Below are 18,160 nucleotides of genomic sequence, written 5' to 3' on the forward strand. Positions count from 1 at the left end.
GTTGAATTTCTATTATAGAGTAATATTGATTAAAGTTTTTTTATATTCTGTATTGGGATAAATTTTCTTAGATTCTTGTGTTATGTTTTGTAAGGAGATGTTAAAATAGGTGCAAACCTAAGGATTAAGGGCAATGCAAAGGCAAAAAATCCTTAAGGGAGTGAAGGAGAGAGAAGCTTATCGCTAAAACTTTCTATGCTTTTTTGAAACACATTTGTGCCACTGCTTAGGGGCGAAGAGGAGAGCTGTGTGTGGCACTGCATACAAGCATTAAGCACCATATGATCTTTGGCGAGCTTGGCACTTTGAATCTTCCTCATATCGTGGCAGGCAAAGCAGTCTGCGCCACAGCCACCCATATCAATTTGTGCCATTTTTTCATCAGTGTGGCAAGTTTTACACACTGCCATAGGGCTATGTCTTATATCCTGTGTGTAATTAAGCTTTTGATGGCACGCCTTACAATCTCCTGTGCAAGCAAAAGCAGTAATGTAAAGGGTGCATAAAATCCACACTATACGAAAGAGGTGCATATCACCCACCGCCAACAAAGTCTAGAATCTCAACTTCGTCATTATTTTGTAGCACATAACTCTCCCATAGCGGTTTTTTTATTACCTGCGTATTAATAGCTACTGCCATTGCTTTATGTGTAATGCCAAGATTCTCAATGAGTGCCAAAAGTGTGCAATCCGCGTTAATTTCATACTTTTTGCCATTAAGAAGGATAGTCATCATTCTTACTCCTTTGTGCCAAAAAATTTAAAATATCCATTTTTAATATGTTTTTGTGGGGTGCGCGAGAGCACCAATTCTCCCTCTTTTATATTTTTTGTGATAGTGCTTCCTGCGCCAATAATCGCATTAGAGGCTATTGTAACAGGCGCAACAAGCTGCACATCACTGCCTACAAAAACATTCTTACCAATAAGAGTTTTATGCTTTGCTTTGCCATCATAATTACAAGTAATCACTCCTGCGCCAATATTGCTCCCAGAATCTATCTCACAATCCCCCAAATAGCTTAAATGTCCTGCCTTAATACCATTTAGCACACTCGCTTTAGTTTCGACAAAATTGCCAATATGTGTATTTTTGATATGGCTTTTTGGACGAATATGCGCTAGAGGTCCTACATCGCTTGATTCTATAATGCTTTGTTCAATAATACTATGTGCTTTAATATGAGAATCTCTTATCTCACATTTACCACTTATTTGCACACCTTGCTCGATGATACATTCCCCGAAAAATTGCACTTGAGATTCAATATAAATCGTATGAGGCAAGTGCATTATCACACCCTGCTCCATTGCCGCTTCTCTTAAGCGATGAAGCATTGCTTCTTGTGCGAGGGAAAGTTGTGCCTTAGAATTTACTCCCATAAATTCCTCTTCGCTCACCTGTAATGCCTCTATGGGGAGATTCTCTTGTGTGGCATAAGAAATCACATCAGTAAGATAAAACTCTTTTTGTGCATTGATGTTTTCTAGGCGCGGGAGATAATCTTGCAAGGTTTGCTTGCTGATTTTATACACACCTGCATTGACATCTTGTATGCGTAATTCCTCCTGCGTGGCATCTTTTTGTTCAATGATTTTTTGCACCTTGTGATTTTTGATAAGCACTCGCCCATAGCCATTTGGATTTGCCAAATGCAAGATACTCATTACAATAGGTGCAGAATGCGCGCAGAGTTCTTTCAGCGTTTTAGCGCGCACAAGGGGCATATCCCCATTAAGGATTAGAATCTCATCATATTTACAAGCAAAAAGTTGTTTAGAGGCGTGATTTGCATTTTTATTTGAAGATTCTTGATTTAGAGGTTTTGTTGCGGTGAGTGTGGTGTTTTCGCTCCCTTGCATCAGCGCTCCACCTGTACCCGGGAAATGTTTACAATCTTGGATATGAAAGCGCAATGCCCCCTTATCATACACATCTTTATAAGATTCAAGCACCTTTTGTCGCACTTTTGCCTCTTGATGAAAAAGCACAACACACACATCATCGCTTAAGCTTAATGCCTCATCAATGCTATAAAAAAGCATCGGTTTGCCGCATATTGTATGAAGTACTTTGGGGGTATTTGATTTCATTCGTGTTCCTGCTCCCGCAGCAAGAATCACCACTGATATATTCATTAACATTCCTTTATTTAAAGAGCATTGCCTTAATTTATGTAATTTTAACACACAAAATTTTATAATCTCCCCTTTGGTTTTACTCTTTATATTTTGGAGCGTGTGTGAAACGATTTTTGTGGCTTTTTATTGTATGTGCGTGTGTATATGTCCAAGCAGATGATGCCCCTATTACTCCCGCACTTCCAGCACCTTCAAGTATCGCTCCTGTGCCTTCTTTACCAAATAATCCAGTTTTGCCTTCAGTAGATTTATCCTTGACTGCCCCACAAGAGCCTACCGAGCTTGTTGCAACCTTAAACATTGTCCTTATTATCACTTTGCTTGTGATTGCGCCCTCACTTGTGCTTGTAATGACAAGTTTTACGCGCATTATTATTGTTTTTGCATTTTTGCGCACAGCACTTGGCACACAACAATCCCCTCCCACGCAGATTCTTGTAAGTCTCGCACTTGTTTTGACTTTTTTTATTATGGAGCCTGTGGTAAGCAAAAGCTATGAGGTGGGGATTAAACCTTATAGTGAAAAAAAAATTTCTTATGATGAAGCATTTGAGCTTGCTATCGTGCCTTTTAAGGATTTTATGATTAAAAATACACGCGAAAAAGATCTCGCACTTTTTTTTAGAATCCGCCACCTTGAAAATCCTCAAAGTGTCGAAGATGTGCCACTTAGTGTATTGATTCCGGCTTTTATGATTAGTGAGCTAAAGACTGCTTTTTGGATTGGTTTTTTGCTCTATCTGCCCTTTTTAGTCATTGATATGGTTATTAGCTCTGTGCTTATGGCAATGGGTATGATGATGCTCCCGCCGGTAATGATTTCGTTGCCCTTTAAGATTCTTGTATTTATACTTGTTGATGGGTGGAATCTGCTTATTGGCAATCTTGTACAGGGCTTTAAATAGCTCTTTTAAGCCCCTTAAGTAAGCTTTATTGATGCAATGTCAATACTTTGGAATCTGCGGCGGTTGCAATCATTTTACCCTTGATTATAACGCACAACTTCAAGATAAATATGAACGCACTTTGCAAGAATTTACCCCACTCTTGCAAACGCAAGATACCTCCCAAAGTGTTCATATTGAAGTGTTTGCCTCACCGCAAAGTGGCTTTAGAGCGCGGAGTGAATTGCGCTTTTTCCGCACAGATAGCACTCTTAACCTTGCGATGATGAATACCAAAGAAACACCGCGCAAGATTCCCATTGCCTCTTGCCCCATTCTACGCCCCATTTTACAGCAGCTTATGACTCCTTTATGTGAGCTTTTGAGTGCTAAAGAGATACTTTATTCAAAGATTTATGCGTGTAATTTGCTTTGCAGTTTTTCAAACATAGCACCTCCTTGCAATATAAATATAAAAGGACAGGAGCAAGGGGGATTCTATAAGCAAGAATCTCATAACCAAGAAGTTATTGTTACGCTTATTTATCATAAATTTTTAGATACTTCTTGGGAGATGGAAGCTTTAGAGCTTCAAAATATACTTACAAAAACGCTTAATGTGCCTATACATATCATTGGACGCAGCAAAAATCAAACTCTTGCGCTTGGAGCAACTTCTCTTTGTGAATCTCTAAGCCTTCTTAATGGAGCGCATCATTATGTGTATTTGAAGCAAGAGGGAGCTTTTAGCCAACCAAACCCTTTTATAAATATTTCAATGCTTGAATTTGTCGCTTCTTCATTGCAAAATCTCTACCCTTGCCCAACTTATGATGCTTTGGAGCTTTATTGTGGGAGTGGGAATTTTACCCTTGTGCTTGGAGCATATTTTCAAAAAATCTTTGCTACCGAAGTCGTTAAATCCGCTATTATTCAGCTTCAAACAAATATGGCACATAATGGCATTACAAATATATATCCTGTGCGCTTAAACGCGCTTGAGAGTATTCAAGCATTACGCAAAAAACGCATCTTTTTTCGTCTAAGGGAGCTTAGGCTAGAATCTTTTGATTTTGATTGTGCGCTTATTGATCCTCCACGCAGTGGTGTGGGCGATGCAAAAATACTTGCATTTTTACAGGATTTTAGAACTATCATTTACATCTCTTGCAACCCCCTCACGCTTTTGCAGGATTTGCAAATACTATGCACTACCCATATCATCGTGCGATTTGGGCTTTTTGATCAATTTCCTTATACTTTTCATAGAGAATGTATTGTGATTTTGCAAAAAAAGCATAAATGCGCCTAAGATTCTAAGGGAATCCCTGCATAAATTGCTATTTTCGCATTACTAAAATAAATGCAGGAAGCGCAAAAAGTGCGGCAAAGAGAGGATTAAACCCTATGCCTAAAAAGGGCGAGATAACAACAAGCCCTCCAATTTGATTAGCAAGGGCAATGCCTACATTGAAAGCGGCTTCATTGACGCTCACGCTTGATTCTATGGCATCTGGGCTAAAGCTTCGCGCAGCATTCATTGCATTAACTTTTAAAGCAGGGATAGAAGCAAAAGAGAGAAAGCCCATAAGGGCAAGGTTAATAACCACAAGTACTTGAGAATATGCACTTAAGCTCACAAGCGCATAAAAAATCATTTGCAAGAAAATCACTATTTGCAATGCGCGTTTTGAACCTTGAGTATCACATAATCTCCCTCCAAAAAGATTGCCTACAATCGCAGAGCCTCCATAGAGTAGCAAAATATACACGATACTTTGCTCTTGAAAATGACTTTTTTGTGTAAGTAAATCTGTTACATAAGTATAAAGCACAAATGCTCCCCCACAAGTGCATATTGTAATGCTATAAGTTTTAAGAAGTTGAGGATGTGCAAAGGCTTTTAAGAGTGAGTAAAAATGTGTCTGTGCGCCTGTGAGATTAGGCATAAAGATAAATGCACTTGCAAAAGCAATGAGTGTGCAAAGGCAGATAAGGAGAAAAATGGCTTTAAATCCAAATAAATGCCCAATAAATGTTCCCAAAGGCACACCACTTACAAGAGCTATGGTTAAGCCTGATACCATAAGGGCAAGGTTGCGTGAGACTTTCTCTTTAGGCGAGACTTGTATGGCTGCGAGGGTAGCGATAACAAAAAATACCCCGTGCTGTGTGCCTGCAACAAATCGTGCAAAAACACTCAAGGCAAAATGATCACTTATAAAAATCACAAAATTTGCAAGGGCAAATACAAAAAGATTAAGCAGGAGCTGCCATTTGCGATTAAAGCTACTTAAAGGAATTGTCAAAAGAGGTGCGCCAATGACTACACCAAGGGCATACATTGTAGTTAAATACCCCGCTTGATTAGAATCTATGTCAAAATATATTTTTATATCTTGCAAAACTCCCGCGATGATAAATTCTGTAACGCCCATACAAAATGCGCTTAATGCTAATACGATAATGGTTTTATTTGATTGTTGCACGCTCATTGCTCTTTGTCCTTACATAAAAGACATTCATTTCAAGGTGTAAAAAAGCGCTAGATTCTACTCGAAGTTGCTTATAAATTGCTTTGATATGATAGAATCCTGCCTTGTTTGAAGTTTTTATAAGGATAAAAATGAAAGCTATCATTTATGGATTTATTTTTTGTGCCACACTAAGCTTATATGGGGAAGTGATAGCAGGAGTAGCTTTGCGTGTAAATGGCTATGCGATTACACTTTATGAGATTGAATCATTGCAAAAGCAGCTCAAAATCTCTCGGCAAGAAGCCATCGATATGCTGATTAATGAACGTTTAAAAGATGATGAGATTGAACGTTTTAAGATTCATATTGATGATTTTAAAATTGATGAGGAAATTGCAAGTATTGCCGCAAATATGAATCTTAGCAAAGAGGAGCTTCTCTCTCGTGCAACACGCAATATGAGCCTACAAGAATATCGCGCACAAGTTAAAAAACAGCTCCAAACCAAAGAGCTTATGCAGAGAATCCTCGCCTCTAATATCAGTATTTCAAGCGAAGATGAGCTTTTAAATTATTATACGCATAATAAAAAAGATTTTATGATTCCCACACAAGTGCGTGTGGTGCGTTATTTTGCTCAAAATGATAATGATTTACAAAAAGCTATGGCTTCACCTAGAAAAGAGTTTAAGGGGGTGCAAAAATTTAATGAAACCATAGCGCTCTCCTCTCTTAATGCACAAATTGCCCAAGTTTTTCTCAATACACCAAATAATGAATTCACACCCGTTCTTGCTACCGGTGGAAATGGGCTTGTGAGTTTTTTGATTAAGGAGCGTTTAGGCGAAAGACTGCTTAGTTTTGAAGAGGCAAAGCCTATAATTAATCAAAAAATTATGCTCAAAAAGGAGCAGAATATCATCAGCGAACATTTTAATAAGATTCGCTCAAGTGCGAATATCATCACGCTTAGAGAATAAATAATGTTTTCTTATACAGACCCGCTTGTTGGCATTATTATTCTTGTTGCCATTATTGCCCTCGTGGCTTTGATTGATTATTATCGCAATCGCTACAATGATAAGAAAAAAGAGGCTTCTTTACACAATCTCACTAAATCTTATGAATTTATGGGACTTACTCAAGGCGTAGAAGAGTTTCTTGCACTCTCAAATGACCCCATTCCCACCTTGCAATTTATTGCTAATGCGTATATCCAAAGCGGCAATACACAAGAAGCCATTAAAATTTATTTAAGCATTTTAGAAAGCTTGCCTCATTCCACAAATAGCGCAAAATCAAAAATCAAAATTGAGATTTTAGAAAACTTGGGAAGTGCGTATTATCGTGCAGGATTCTTACAAAGAGCAAAAAATGTGTTTTTGGAGATTCTAAAAAATTATCCAAGAAATCCACAAGTGCTTATCTATCTTCTCAACACCTATGAGCGTTTAAATGAATATAAAAATGCTATTGATGCGCTGATGTGTATTGAAGAGATTTATGAGAGTATGCCCTTAAACAAAAATGAGCAGTTTTTTCGTAGTCTCGAGCTGAATAAAGACTATCTCCACACGCTTTTACTCATTAATAAACACGATATAAGCCTCGCAGAAAAAATTGCTCAATTAAACCAAATGAAAGAGAAAGAACCAAGACTTGAGAAAATTATTCTTGCTTTTTTTAAGAGCGTCAATCACTCACTTTTTTGGCAAGAAATACCCAAAAGTAAGCATAAAGAACATTTTATCGATATACTTTGGCTTTTTGAGCCTAAAGATTTGCCACTAGCAAGTATTACAGATAAGCCCATTCTTGATGTGTATCGCGCAAAGGGCTTAGTTATAGATAATGAGAGTTGTGATATTTTTGAGCTTGAAAATATGAGGATTTTAAAACGATATTCAAATATACCTGTGGATTTGAGCTTTGAGTATCGCTGCCATAGCTGTAAGCAGGTTTTTCCATTTGAAAACGCAAGATGTTCGCATTGTGGGGAATTACTCAATAATGATGTGCTACTAAAAATACGAAAGACTAATAATGAAGCAAGTTACTCTTTATTGTGATGGCAGCTCACTTGGCAATCCGGGTGCTGGTGGTTGGTGTGGAATCCTTAGCTTTGGCTCAAAACAAAAGATTCTAAGAGGTGGTGAGTTCAATACGACAAATAATCGTATGGAACTTTTGGCAGTGATAGAATCTCTCAAAGCCCTTAAAGAACCTTGTATTGTGGAGCTATATAGTGATTCTTCTTATGTATGCAATGGCATTAATGAATGGCTAAAAAAATGGGAGGCAAAGCAGTTTAAAAATGTCAAAAACCCTGATTTGTGGCAGAGTTATTTGCAAGTATCAGCTCCTCATCAGGTAAGGGCGCATTGGGTAAAAGGGCATAATGGTGTGCCACAAAATGAATTATGTGATAAACTTGCTAAAGAGAGCGCAAAGGGCTTTTTAGATAAAGGAGAAAACAATGCCTAAACATACTCATTTGCCCAAAGAGCCACATTTGCTTGAAGAAAAAATTGGCTATCATTTTAATAATCCCGCCCTTTTGCTTGAGGCTCTCACGCATAAGAGCTGCAAAAAAACTTATAATAATGAGCGTTTAGAGTTTTTAGGCGATGCTGTGCTTGATTTGCTTGTGGGAGAGTATTTGTTTGCAAAGTTTCCTCACGCAAAAGAGGGGGAATTAAGCAAGCTTCGCGCGTGTATTGTCAATGAAAAAGGCTTTATGAAACTTGCCACATCACTTGATTTAGGGGATTTTCTTTATATTTCAAATAGTGAAGAAAATAATAAGGGGCGAGAGAAAGCCTCTATCCTCTCTAATGCCTTTGAAGCACTTATTGGAGCGATTTATTTAGAATCCCAGCTTACATATTTAAGCGACATTGTATATCATTTGCTTGAAAAAAATTATGCAAAAATAGATCTCCCCTCTCTTTTTATGGACTATAAAACCGCTTTGCAGGAGCTTACACATGCTCTTTGTGGCGAGATTCCAACTTATGAGCTAGTAAGTGAATCTGGACCTGATCATCATAAAAGCTTTGAAATTGCTCTGCTTGTGCAGGGTGTAGAGTATGCGCGAGGAGTGGGGCATTCCAAAAAAGAGGCACAGCAACAAAGTGCGCGCATAGCGTATGAGAAATTTAAAAGTAAGCTAAAGGCTCAAGATTCTAAAAACAAGGAGAAAAAATGAATACCTTTGGCAAGGCGTTTCGTGTAAGCACCTTTGGAGAATCCCACGGCAGTGGTATAGGCTGTGTGATTGATGGTGTGCCTGCGGGTTTGGGCATTGATGAAGCATTTTTGGAATCTGCTCTGCTTGAGCGCGCACCCGGGCGCAACGCGTATGCTACACAGCGCAAAGAACCTGATAGGGTGGAGATTCTAAGTGGTGTATTTGAAGGGGTAAGCACCGGCACGCCTATTGGGCTATGGGTGGCAAATACAGCAAGTAAAAGTAGCGATTATGAGAATATCAAAAACATTTTTCGTCCCGGACACGCAGATTTTACATATTTCAAAAAATATGGCATAAGAGATTATCGCGGTGGGGGGAGAAGCTCGGCACGCGAGAGTGTGGCAAGAGTAGCCGCGGGGGCGATTGCTCAAATGCTTTTAAAAGAATGTGGCATCAAGGTAGAGAGTGGGATTTATGCGATTGGTGATGTTATAGCCAAAGAATATGATTTTGCTTATGCAAGAGAGAGTGAGATTTTTGCCCTTGATAAGATGTGTGAAGAAGCGCAAAAAGCACTCATACAAGAAGCCAAAAACACCCACGATAGCATAGGTGGAGTAGCACTTGTGCGCGCACTTGGAATCCCTGCAGGGCTAGGAGAGCCACTCTATCATCGACTTGATGGAGCATTAGCAGAAGCGCTTATGGGACTTAATGCGGTTAAGGCGGTTGAAATTGGAGATGGCATCAATGCAAGTAGGCAAAAGGCAAGTGAGCATAATGATCAAATGAATGCGCAAGGTTTTATGAGCAATCACAGCGGAGGAGTACTTGGCGGGATAAGTAATGGCAACACACTTTTGCTTAAAGCCCATTTTAAGCCAACGCCAAGTATTTTTATCCCCCAACACACGCTTGATACACATTTTACCGAACAAATATGCCATATTAAAGGGCGGCACGATCCTTGCGTGGCAGTGCGTGGCAGTGTGGTGGCTAAGGCTATGGTTGCGCTTGTATTAGCAGATATGCTTTTATTGCACACAACCTCACAGCTACGATTTATTAAAAAAGTATATGAAAGCTTATAGCTATTAAAGCAAAAAGATTCTATAATTTTAAGCTTATCAAGGAGCGGATATGATCACACTTAAAGAAGCGCTTACTAAAAGCGAAAATGAACTCAAAGAAATAAAACAACTCATTACCCAAAAAGTCAAAGAAAATATAGAGCTTAATGCGTATATTGGAGAGATACAAGAAAGTGGAAGCGGTGTGCCAATCCTCATTAAAGATAATATTAATGTGAAAGGGTGGGAAATCACTTGTGCGAGTAAGATTCTAAAAGGCTACATCTCTCCTTATAATGCAGAGGTGATTACACAGCTTCATCATAATAAAATGTGTGCTTTTGGACGCGCAAATATGGACGAATTTGCAATGGGTAGCACCACAGAATCAAGCTGCTATGGCAGGGTAAAAAATCCCCTTGATACTTCTCGTGTGCCCGGGGGCAGCAGTGGAGGGAGCGCGGCGGCAGTGGCTGCGGGATTAGCTATTGCTTCATTAGGCAGTGATACAGGTGGCTCTATACGACAGCCCGCAGGATTTTGTGGTTGTGTGGGCTTAAAACCTAGCTATGGGAGAGTGAGCCGCTATGGTTTAGTCGCTTATAGCTCAAGCCTAGATCAAATAGGACCCATTACGCAAAATGTTGAAGATGCTGCTCTTTTACTTGATGCCATAAGTGGATATGATGAGAAAGATTCCACAAGTGTAAAACTCCCGCCTCTTAATACTTTTAAAAATCTCAACTCAAATGCCCGCTATAAAATCGCCGTGCTCAAAGATTTTCTTAAAGATGCAACAAAAGAAGTGCAGGAAGCCTATGAGCAAACAATAAAAGTGCTTGAATCAATGGGGCATAGCATTGTGGAAAAATCAATGCTTGATACACGTTATCATATCTCCACTTATTATATCATTTGCACAGCGGAGGCAAGCTCCAACCTTGCGCGTTTTGATGGTGTGCGCTATGGTACAAGAGCGCAAGGGGAAAGCCTAAAAGATATGTATTATAATACACGCAGTGCGTATTTTGGCGAGGAAGTCAAAAGACGCATTTTACTTGGGAGCTTTGTGTTAAGTAGCGGATATTATGATGCCTACTATCTTAAAGCTCAACAAGTGCGCAAAAAAATTTGTGCAGAATATGAAGAAATTTTTAATGAATGTGATGTCATTCTCCTCCCTATCGCTCCTAGCGTTGCTCCTAAATTTGGCGCGACACATTCCCCCCTAGAAATGTATTTAAGTGATATTTATACGATTGGTGTGAATCTTGCCGGACTCCCTGCTTTATGTATGCCTGTGGGTAAAGACGAGAGTGGCTTAAGCATTGGTATGCAGCTTATAGGAGCAAAATTTAAAGAGCAGACAATCCTCAATGCCGCCTATGGATTAGAAAAAGAACTTGCCTAAGGAGAAATTATGAAAATCACGCAAAAAGCCCTTACTTTTGAAGATGTTTTGCTCATTCCTGCATATTCAGAGATTCTCCCCCAAGAAGTCAATACACAAACGATGTTAAGCAAAAATATCTCGCTGAATATTCCCCTTGTGAGCGCAGCAATGGATACGGTTACAGAATACCGCACAGCCATTGCTATGGCGCGTTTAGGAGGAATTGGGATTATTCACAAAAATATGGATATTGCTACACAAGTAGAGCAAATCAAACGCGTAAAAAAGAGTGAGAGCGGTGTGATTGTTGATCCTATTTATATTCGCGCAGATAGCACTTTAGCTGATGCAAAAGCCATTACTGATAATTACAAAATTTCAGGTGTGCCGGTGGTTGATGAATATGGCAAACTCATTGGGATTTTGACTAATCGCGATGTGCGCTTTGAACACGATCTAAATAAGCTTGTAGGGGAGCTAATGACAAGAGAATCTCTTGTTACTGCAAAGGTTGGCACAACTTTGGAGGAAGCAAAGGATATTATGCACCAAAATAGAATCGAAAAGCTCCCTATTGTTGATGAGCATTACACACTTAAGGGGCTAATTACCATTAAAGATATACAAAAACGTATAGAATATCCTCATTCGTGCAAGGATAGTTTTGGGCGGCTAAAAGTGGGTGCAGCAATTGGCGTGAAGCAGTTTGAGCGAGCAGAAGCTCTCACTGAAGCCGGGGCTGATGTGCTTGTGCTTGATTGTGCGCACGGGCATTCTATCAATGCGATTAAAACTTTGGAAAAGATTAAATCTAAGCTCACTATTGATGTGATTGTGGGCAATGTCGTAACTGCGCAGGCAACGCAAGATTTAATTTCAGCAGGAGCAGATGCAGTAAAAGTAGGCATAGGACCGGGGAGTATCTGCACCACACGCATTGTTGCAGGCGTGGGTATGCCTCAAATTTCTGCTATTGATATGTGCGCACAGGTGGCAAAAAAGCATAATGTTCCTATTATTGCTGATGGTGGCATAAAATATTCAGGTGATATTGCCAAAGCCCTAGCTGTTGGAGCTTCAAGTGTGATGATAGGTAGCCTCCTTGCAGGGACAGAAGAATCACCCGGAGATATTATCATCTACCAAGGCAGACAATATAAAAGCTATCGTGGTATGGGCAGTATGGGCGCTATGGCAAGAGGCAGTGCGGATAGATATTTCCAAGAGGGCACAGCGCAAGATAAGCTTGTGCCTGAAGGCGTGGAAGGACGGGTGCCTTATCGTGGCAAAGTCGGCGATGTGATTCATCAGCTTATCGGCGGTCTTAAATCATCAATGGGGTATCTAGGAAGTAAGGATATTGATACATTATGGGAGAAGGCAAGTTTTGTAGAGATTACTTCAGCAGGCTTACGAGAATCCCATGTGCACGATGTAGATATTACAAAAGAAGCACCAAATTACCACGGCTAAGGATAAATAATGCCCAGTAAAAATACTCAAAAAACAAAGATAGCACAAGAAAATGCACCCTCTCTTTTAAAGTCTTCTTCCTTAGAATCCACACAAGAGCAGCAAGCAGAAGAATCTGTGCAAGAGCAGGATTTTGAGGATTTGCTTGAGAAAGCAAAGCTTGTGCTTAATAAGCTTAATACCCAAGAAATTACACTTAAAGAATCCCTTGCTCTTTATGAGCGCGGTATGCAAAGCCTCAAAAGCGCAGAAGAAATTTTAGAGCAAGCAAAGTTGCGCTATCAAGAGTTCAAAGATTAGATTCTATGGAGCTTATTGCTTATATTACCCAACCCAATAATGTTGCTGTATTCTTACTTTTACTCGCACGATTTAGCGGAGTCTTCGCGTTTTTTCCTTTTTTTGATAATCAACTTATTAGTATTAATGTGCGTGCAGCAATGGTTTTTTTTATGAGTGTGGCATTTTTCCCTCTAGCAAGCACACATCTGCCAGATATGAGTATGGTAGAATTTATGATTGCTGCTTTATTTGAGATAATGTTGGGCTTTATCGCCTCTATTTGTTTGCAAATTGTATTTGCAATGTTGAGTTTTGGTGGAGAGCTTATTAGCTTCACTATGGGGCTTACAATGGCAAGTGCGTATGATCCTGTAAGTGGCGCACAAAAACCCATTATCGCACAGCTCATTGCTATTTTGGCTCTGCTCATTGCCCTTAGCCTTGATTTTCACCACACTATTTTTCTTATTATTTCTCATAGTCTCAATGCCACACCACTTGGAAGCTTTGTCTTTGAGCCAAAGAGTGTGGGTTATTTTGTCAAGGCTTTTGGCAATATCTTTGCCGTTGGATTCTCTATGGCTTTTCCTATTTTGGCGATTATTTTGCTCTCTGATGTGATTTTTGGTATGATTATGAAAACTCACCCCCAATTTAATCTCCTTGCTATTGGTTTTCCTGTGAAAATCGCCATTGCTTTTATCGTGTTACTTTTTACCATTTCTACGATTATCTTTACATTCAAAAATGAGTTAAAAAATGCGTTTCTTGCAGTGGGTAAATTATTTTTGGGGCAGTAGATGCGAATTAAATTGTTAAAAGATTCTAGATACTAAGTTTTTATGTTTTATTTGTATTTATAAATGTGTCAAAATCTCACTTTGCACAAGCATTACATAACAAATCGTGCCACAAATAATACTCACTGCGGGAATCTTCAAGCAAAGATGCACGAATGTAACTACACATACAGAAATAATTTCATTTAAGCCATAGGGAGATTGGCTCAAATCCATATCCTTAAGGCAATACACAATAAGCATTGCAATAATTGCGCTTGGCAGAACCTTGCCTAAAAAAATAATATACGCAGGAGTAGATTTTGCAAAAATAAGAAAAGGCAAACATCTACTTAAAAGTGTATTTAAGCCAATAAGCGCAACAAGTGCGATTGAGTGTAATATTTCATCTGGACTCAAATGACCTCCTTTTGAGGCTTAGCACAATGCAGATTCCAACAAGTGAGGGGAGCAAAAAATGCTCTGTACCAAAAATGCACAAACACACAAGGCTTACGATAATACCAATAAGCGCAGGAGCGCGCATTGTTTTATTGCGCCATTGCTCGATAAAAATCACTACAAAAATCGCACTTATCACAAAATCTAGCCCCTTTGGATCAAAACTAAGCTTTGATCCAAGCCACGCCCCAAGCACACTGCCTACAATCCAATAGATTTGATTAAGAAAAGAAATAAAAAAATCAAACCATTGCCTATCTACCCCCTCTTTTGGCTTTTTAAGATTGAGAAGAGCTAAAGTTTCATCAGTGAGGGAGTAAATCATATAATAAGACTTTTTGCCCATTTTTTTGAAACGTTCAAGCATACTGATAGCATAGAAAATTTGTCGCGCATTAATCATTGAGACGACTAAAAAACTCTCCCATAGCCCCACGCCACTTGCCATAAGCCCCACGCTCACAAATTGTGTCGTGCCTCCATAAATCACTACACCCATTGCAAGCGCCCATAACACGCCATAGCCTGATTTTTCAAGCAAAATACCAAAGACGCTCCCCATAAAGACATAGCCAAGCATAATAGGAATCGTATGCGGAAAGGCATCTTTGAGTGCGGGGAGAATATGCGAGGGCATTTTACATTCTTGTTTGCGCTTTGATACCAAGCAAAGAAAGCCCGAGTGTGAGGCTATGGCTTACGATTTTTAGCACATAAAGATAGCTATCTTGCTGTGGGCTTTGCAAGATTTTATGTGCATTATAAAATCCGTGCAAAGTGGCGGCGAGATTCTTTAAATACTCGCATATTTTTTGAATCTCCCTATCGCGGAAGCTTGATTGTATAATATGAGGGAGACAAAGGGATTCAAACAAAAGCATTTTTGCATCATCATTAAGATGTAAATCTTCTTGCAAGATATGAAAATCCTGCATTTTCACTCCGGCTTTTTCAAAAAGTGTGTGGATTCTTGCATTGGCATAATTGATATAATAAATGGGATTGCTTGAATCTTGTTTGGAAAGAGTCTCAATATCAAATTCAAGATGGGTATCAGGTTTTTTAGAGAGGAAAATAAAACGCAACGCATCAGCGCCAATATCCTCTAGCACATCTTTCATTAGGATAAAATTCCCCGCGCGTTTGCTCATTTTATAGGGCTGTCCGCCTTTAAGGAGGCTTACCATTTGAGAAAGCAACACTTCTAGGCGATTTTCATCATAGCCTAAAAAATGAATAGCAGCCTTTACACGCGCGATATAGCCGTGATGATCTGCACCCCAAATATTAATATAATGCGCAAAATTTCTATCAAACTTGTTTTGATGATAAATAATATCGCCGGCAAGATAGGTTGGTTCACCATTTTCGCGCACAAGCACACGATCTTTCTCATCTCCTAATTGTGCAGAAGCAATCCATACTTTACCCTCGCTCTCATATATACCATTGTGGGCTTTGAGGGAGCTTAGTGTATTGTCCCAACCAGCATAGAGGGCTTTTTCACTTACAAAATAATCAAAGACAATGCCTACTTGTGCAAGATTTGCCTTAATCTCTTCAAGCATTGCATTTTTACCAAACTCTGCAAGGCGCGCGATAATATGAGATTCTGCAGAATCAATGTTATGTGAAGCGTTTGTTGTATCTAATTTTTTTGTGCAAGATTGAAAAATCTCGCGTCCAAAATGCTTTTCACATTCTCTTGCTAAATCAATGATGTATTCGCCTTTGTAGTAACTCTCGGGATAACTTACTTGCTCTTTGAGTATGTGTTCGCGTCCTGCTAAGAGGATTGAAAGCCCAAGCATTTGAATCTGCGCTCCGGCGTCATTGATGTAGTATTCTGTGCAAATATCATAGCCTAGAAATCGCCCCACACGCGCTAAAGCATCGCCATAGACTGCACCCCTTGCGTGTCCTATATGAAGAGGACCGGTAGGATTAGCACTCACAAATTCAAGCAAAATACTTTCTTTTGTATGCTTTGGATTTGTGCTTGTATTTGAATCTGCGGCGCTTTGGGTATGAGCGAGTGCGCTTTGGGCGAGATATGGCTGCGCTTTTTGGTATAAAAAAGTAGAAGAAAGGCTTAGATTCACAAAGCCATTTTGCACCTCCACCCTCTCAAATGCCTCACAAGAGGCAAGATTCTCTGCTAATGCTTGGGCTATTATCATAGGATTTGTTTTTTTTATTTTCGCAAGGCTAAAGGCAAGAGGTGTTGCAAGATGCCCCAAATCTTTATTTTTTGGTCGCTCTAATACAATAGAGGCATCTTCAGTAATGCCACTTGCTTGTGCGAGAAGGGCTTTAATGTATTGATACATTAAGCCTCTTGCTTATTGGCTGTATCTTGCTGTGGGTTATTTTGGGTAGCGTTAGTTTGTTTGATATGAGCAGGGTTTTGCTCACCCTGTGCATTTTGCGCATTTTCCTCTTCATCATCTTTAACGGCTTTTTTAAAGTTTTTGATACCACTTCCTAAGCCTTTGGCGAGCTCGGGGATTTTTTTTGCACCAAAAAGAAGCACAACGATAAGTAAAATAAGCAGTAATTGCCAAATACCAGGGGGCGACATCATATCTCCTTTGTAAAAAATGAGGGTATTATACCAAAAGTTTTACATAAATATTATATTTGGGTGTGCCATTTGCTAAGTATCTCACTAAAACGCTCAATTTGTTGATATTTGAGTGAGCGGGCAATAGCAATAATGGCTTGTGTGGCAATATGAATATCATCATTAATCAGCACATAATCAAAAGATTGCAAATGCTGCATTTCATTATAAGCCTTTTCGAGGCGATATTCAATCATTTGCGCCTCATCAGTGCCGCGTGCAATGAGACGCTCTTTAAGAATCTTCTTAGTTTTTGTGGTGATAAAAACCGATTTGGCAAAATCCCCAAAATGTGCTTTGATACTTTGATGTCCTTGCACATCGACATCAAAAAGCACAATCTTATCTGCTGCAAGAGCAGATTCTACGGGCTTGAGCGAAGTGCCATAAAAATGAGTATGCACCTCCGCCCATTCCAAAAATACATTATTTTTAATATCTTGCAAAAACTGCTCTTTATCCACAAAATGATAATGCACCCCCTCAATCTCTCCCTCACGCTTTTTGCGCGTAGTTGTGGAGATAGAAAAATATATATCGGGGATTGCATCTTTAAGGGCTTTAGTGAGTGTGCTTTTGCCACAACCACTTGGACCTGAAATAATCAGCACCGCGCCCTTGCTCATTTACTTTTATCTTTAAAGCTAATATTAATTGTTACTTCAAGTCCATCAAGCATAGATTTAAAATTATCGCTATGGAGGCTTGTAATGCTGCTTTGAACAGAATTTGCGATGATATTTTTCACAAATTCTTGTGAGGTTTCGCCATTAGATTTTTGCTCTATTCCATCTTCTTGTTTTGTAACATCAAGTGCTTGCTCTTGAGAATCTTGCGCCATAGATTCATCTGCTTCACTAAGCTCATCTTGCCCTATATCTGCCAATTCCTCGCCTTCTACCTCTTCGCCTAGAGCGTGGGCGACATCAGGCTCTTTGAGTGAATTAAAGTCCTCATTGCCTGATTGCTCATCAAGCGCATTGAGTGCTTGGCTTACCTCACTCACTTGCTCTTTATCAAGCACTGGCGGGGTGGATTCACCCTCTTCTAGCATATCATCTATATTTTCTTCTGCTTCAGTTTGGGCTTCTTCTGCATTTGCCTCATCTGTTGCTTCTGGCTCTGCTTTTATCTCACCCTCTCCTAAATCCTCTAATTCCTCACCTAGCGCATCAAGGGTGTCAGTCTCGCTTGGCATATCAGATTCTACATTTTCTACATCTGTACTCGCTTCTTCTGCTGTATCTCCTGCTGCCTCATCTAGTTCTGCACCTATATCGCCTAGTTCTCCCTCTAGTGTATCCTCGCTTGATTGAGTAGGAGTAGGGGAAGATTCACCCTCACTCTCTGTATCTAATGCAGGTATATCCTCATAATTTA

Annotated in this window: 20 protein-coding genes and 1 pseudogene; 11 read left to right on the forward strand and 10 right to left on the reverse strand. The window is 39.5% G+C overall.

Features of this window, described 5'->3' with window-relative positions; translation table 11 throughout:
• Window positions 1-152: 152 nt before the first annotated feature.
• The 3 genes from J1E28_RS02815 to glmU are packed head-to-tail and all read right to left on the reverse strand — an operon-like array spanning window position 153 to window position 2,141.
• On the reverse strand, window positions 153-533 hold the full coding sequence (locus tag J1E28_RS02815; protein WP_291026432.1) for a hypothetical protein: 381 nt from the start codon (window positions 531-533) through the stop codon (window positions 153-155).
• A gap of 1 nt (window position 534) precedes the next feature.
• A complete protein-coding gene (gene thiS, locus J1E28_RS02820; RefSeq protein WP_366008733.1) occupies window positions 535-738 on the reverse strand; it encodes a sulfur carrier protein ThiS in 204 nt (67 codons plus the stop codon).
• Window positions 739-740: 2 nt separating this feature from the next.
• Window positions 741-2,141 carry a bifunctional UDP-N-acetylglucosamine diphosphorylase/glucosamine-1-phosphate N-acetyltransferase GlmU gene (gene glmU / locus J1E28_RS02825; RefSeq protein ID WP_291026434.1) on the reverse strand — a complete coding sequence of 467 codons (1,401 nt, stop codon included), beginning with the start codon at window positions 2,139-2,141 and terminating at the stop codon, window positions 741-743.
• Between the two features lie 200 nt (window positions 2,142-2,341).
• Between glmU and fliP the strand changes: the two genes are divergently transcribed.
• Window positions 2,342-3,049, forward strand: a complete 708-nt coding sequence (gene fliP, locus J1E28_RS02830; RefSeq protein ID WP_291026462.1) for a flagellar type III secretion system pore protein FliP — start codon at window positions 2,342-2,344, stop codon at window positions 3,047-3,049.
• A 31-nt stretch (window positions 3,050-3,080) separates the two neighbouring features.
• Window positions 3,081-4,340: a tRNA (uridine(54)-C5)-methyltransferase TrmA gene (locus J1E28_RS02835; protein WP_291026435.1), complete on the forward strand. Its 1,260-nt coding sequence runs from the start codon at window positions 3,081-3,083 to the stop codon at window positions 4,338-4,340.
• Window positions 4,341-4,368: 28 nt separating this feature from the next.
• On the opposite strand, the gene J1E28_RS02840 is transcribed toward J1E28_RS02835, so the two are convergent.
• Complete coding sequence (locus J1E28_RS02840) at window positions 4,369-5,523, reverse strand: MFS transporter (RefSeq protein WP_291026436.1); 1,155 nt, start codon at window positions 5,521-5,523, stop codon at window positions 4,369-4,371.
• 131 nt (window positions 5,524-5,654) lie between these two features.
• Here J1E28_RS02840 and J1E28_RS02845 point away from each other — a divergent pair, with 131 nt between their 5' ends.
• From J1E28_RS02845 to fliR, 9 genes are read left to right on the forward strand one after another with little or no spacing between them, the layout of a single operon-like run.
• Window positions 5,655-6,485, forward strand: coding sequence for a peptidyl-prolyl cis-trans isomerase (locus tag J1E28_RS02845; protein ID WP_291026437.1), 831 nt, complete (start codon window positions 5,655-5,657; stop codon window positions 6,483-6,485).
• A gap of 3 nt (window positions 6,486-6,488) precedes the next feature.
• Window positions 6,489-7,574, forward strand: coding sequence for a tetratricopeptide repeat protein (locus J1E28_RS02850; RefSeq protein ID WP_291026438.1), 1,086 nt, complete (start codon window positions 6,489-6,491; stop codon window positions 7,572-7,574).
• Complete coding sequence (rnhA, locus tag J1E28_RS02855) at window positions 7,549-7,989, forward strand: ribonuclease HI (RefSeq protein WP_291026440.1); 441 nt, start codon at window positions 7,549-7,551, stop codon at window positions 7,987-7,989. Before J1E28_RS02850 ends, rnhA begins: the two co-directional genes overlap by 26 nt.
• Window positions 7,982-8,713, forward strand: a complete 732-nt coding sequence (rnc, locus tag J1E28_RS02860; protein WP_291026442.1) for a ribonuclease III — start codon at window positions 7,982-7,984, stop codon at window positions 8,711-8,713. The genes rnhA and rnc overlap by 8 nt, the downstream gene beginning before the upstream one ends.
• Window positions 8,710-9,789, forward strand: coding sequence for a chorismate synthase (gene aroC, locus J1E28_RS02865; protein WP_291026444.1), 1,080 nt, complete (start codon window positions 8,710-8,712; stop codon window positions 9,787-9,789). The genes rnc and aroC overlap by 4 nt, the downstream gene beginning before the upstream one ends.
• Window positions 9,790-9,838: 49 nt before the next feature.
• On the forward strand, window positions 9,839-11,179 hold the full coding sequence (gene gatA, locus J1E28_RS02870) for an Asp-tRNA(Asn)/Glu-tRNA(Gln) amidotransferase subunit GatA (RefSeq protein WP_291026447.1): 1,341 nt from the start codon (window positions 9,839-9,841) through the stop codon (window positions 11,177-11,179).
• Window positions 11,180-11,188: 9 nt separating this feature from the next.
• Window positions 11,189-12,634 carry an IMP dehydrogenase gene (gene guaB / locus J1E28_RS02875; protein ID WP_291026449.1) on the forward strand — a complete coding sequence of 482 codons (1,446 nt, stop codon included), beginning with the start codon at window positions 11,189-11,191 and terminating at the stop codon, window positions 12,632-12,634.
• Between the two features lie 9 nt (window positions 12,635-12,643).
• Window positions 12,644-12,934: an exodeoxyribonuclease VII small subunit gene (xseB, locus tag J1E28_RS02880; RefSeq protein ID WP_291026451.1), complete on the forward strand. Its 291-nt coding sequence runs from the start codon at window positions 12,644-12,646 to the stop codon at window positions 12,932-12,934.
• A 5-nt stretch (window positions 12,935-12,939) separates the two neighbouring features.
• Window positions 12,940-13,716 (forward strand): flagellar biosynthetic protein FliR, encoded by a 777-nt coding sequence (fliR, locus tag J1E28_RS02885; RefSeq protein ID WP_291026452.1) that lies wholly within the window; start codon window positions 12,940-12,942, stop codon window positions 13,714-13,716.
• A gap of 57 nt (window positions 13,717-13,773) precedes the next feature.
• Here the strand turns inward: fliR and J1E28_RS02890 are convergent, their stop codons facing one another.
• The 6 genes and pseudogenes from J1E28_RS02890 to J1E28_RS02915 all read right to left on the reverse strand — a co-directional run.
• Entirely contained in the window at window positions 13,774-14,115 is a 342-nt protein-coding gene (locus tag J1E28_RS02890; protein ID WP_291026453.1) for an AzlD domain-containing protein, read from the reverse strand.
• Complete coding sequence (locus J1E28_RS02895) at window positions 14,102-14,794, reverse strand: AzlC family ABC transporter permease (RefSeq protein WP_291026454.1); 693 nt, start codon at window positions 14,792-14,794, stop codon at window positions 14,102-14,104. Before J1E28_RS02895 ends, J1E28_RS02890 begins: the two co-directional genes overlap by 14 nt.
• Window position 14,795: 1 nt before the next feature.
• Window positions 14,796-16,487, reverse strand: a complete 1,692-nt coding sequence (argS, locus tag J1E28_RS02900; RefSeq protein ID WP_291026455.1) for an arginine--tRNA ligase — start codon at window positions 16,485-16,487, stop codon at window positions 14,796-14,798.
• Window positions 16,487-16,738, reverse strand: a complete 252-nt coding sequence (locus tag J1E28_RS02905) for a twin-arginine translocase TatA/TatE family subunit (protein ID WP_291026463.1) — start codon at window positions 16,736-16,738, stop codon at window positions 16,487-16,489. Before J1E28_RS02905 ends, argS begins: the two co-directional genes overlap by 1 nt.
• Before the next feature lie 53 nt (window positions 16,739-16,791).
• On the reverse strand, window positions 16,792-17,406 hold the full coding sequence (gene gmk / locus J1E28_RS02910; protein ID WP_291026456.1) for a guanylate kinase: 615 nt from the start codon (window positions 17,404-17,406) through the stop codon (window positions 16,792-16,794).
• Window positions 17,403-18,160: pseudogene (locus J1E28_RS02915) on the reverse strand (hypothetical protein); the annotation flags it as partial. The pseudogene J1E28_RS02915 and the gene gmk, both read right to left, overlap by 4 nt.

This window comes from Helicobacter sp. (genome assembly GCF_022511165.1).
Lineage (GTDB): Bacteria > Campylobacterota > Campylobacteria > Campylobacterales > Helicobacteraceae > Helicobacter_C.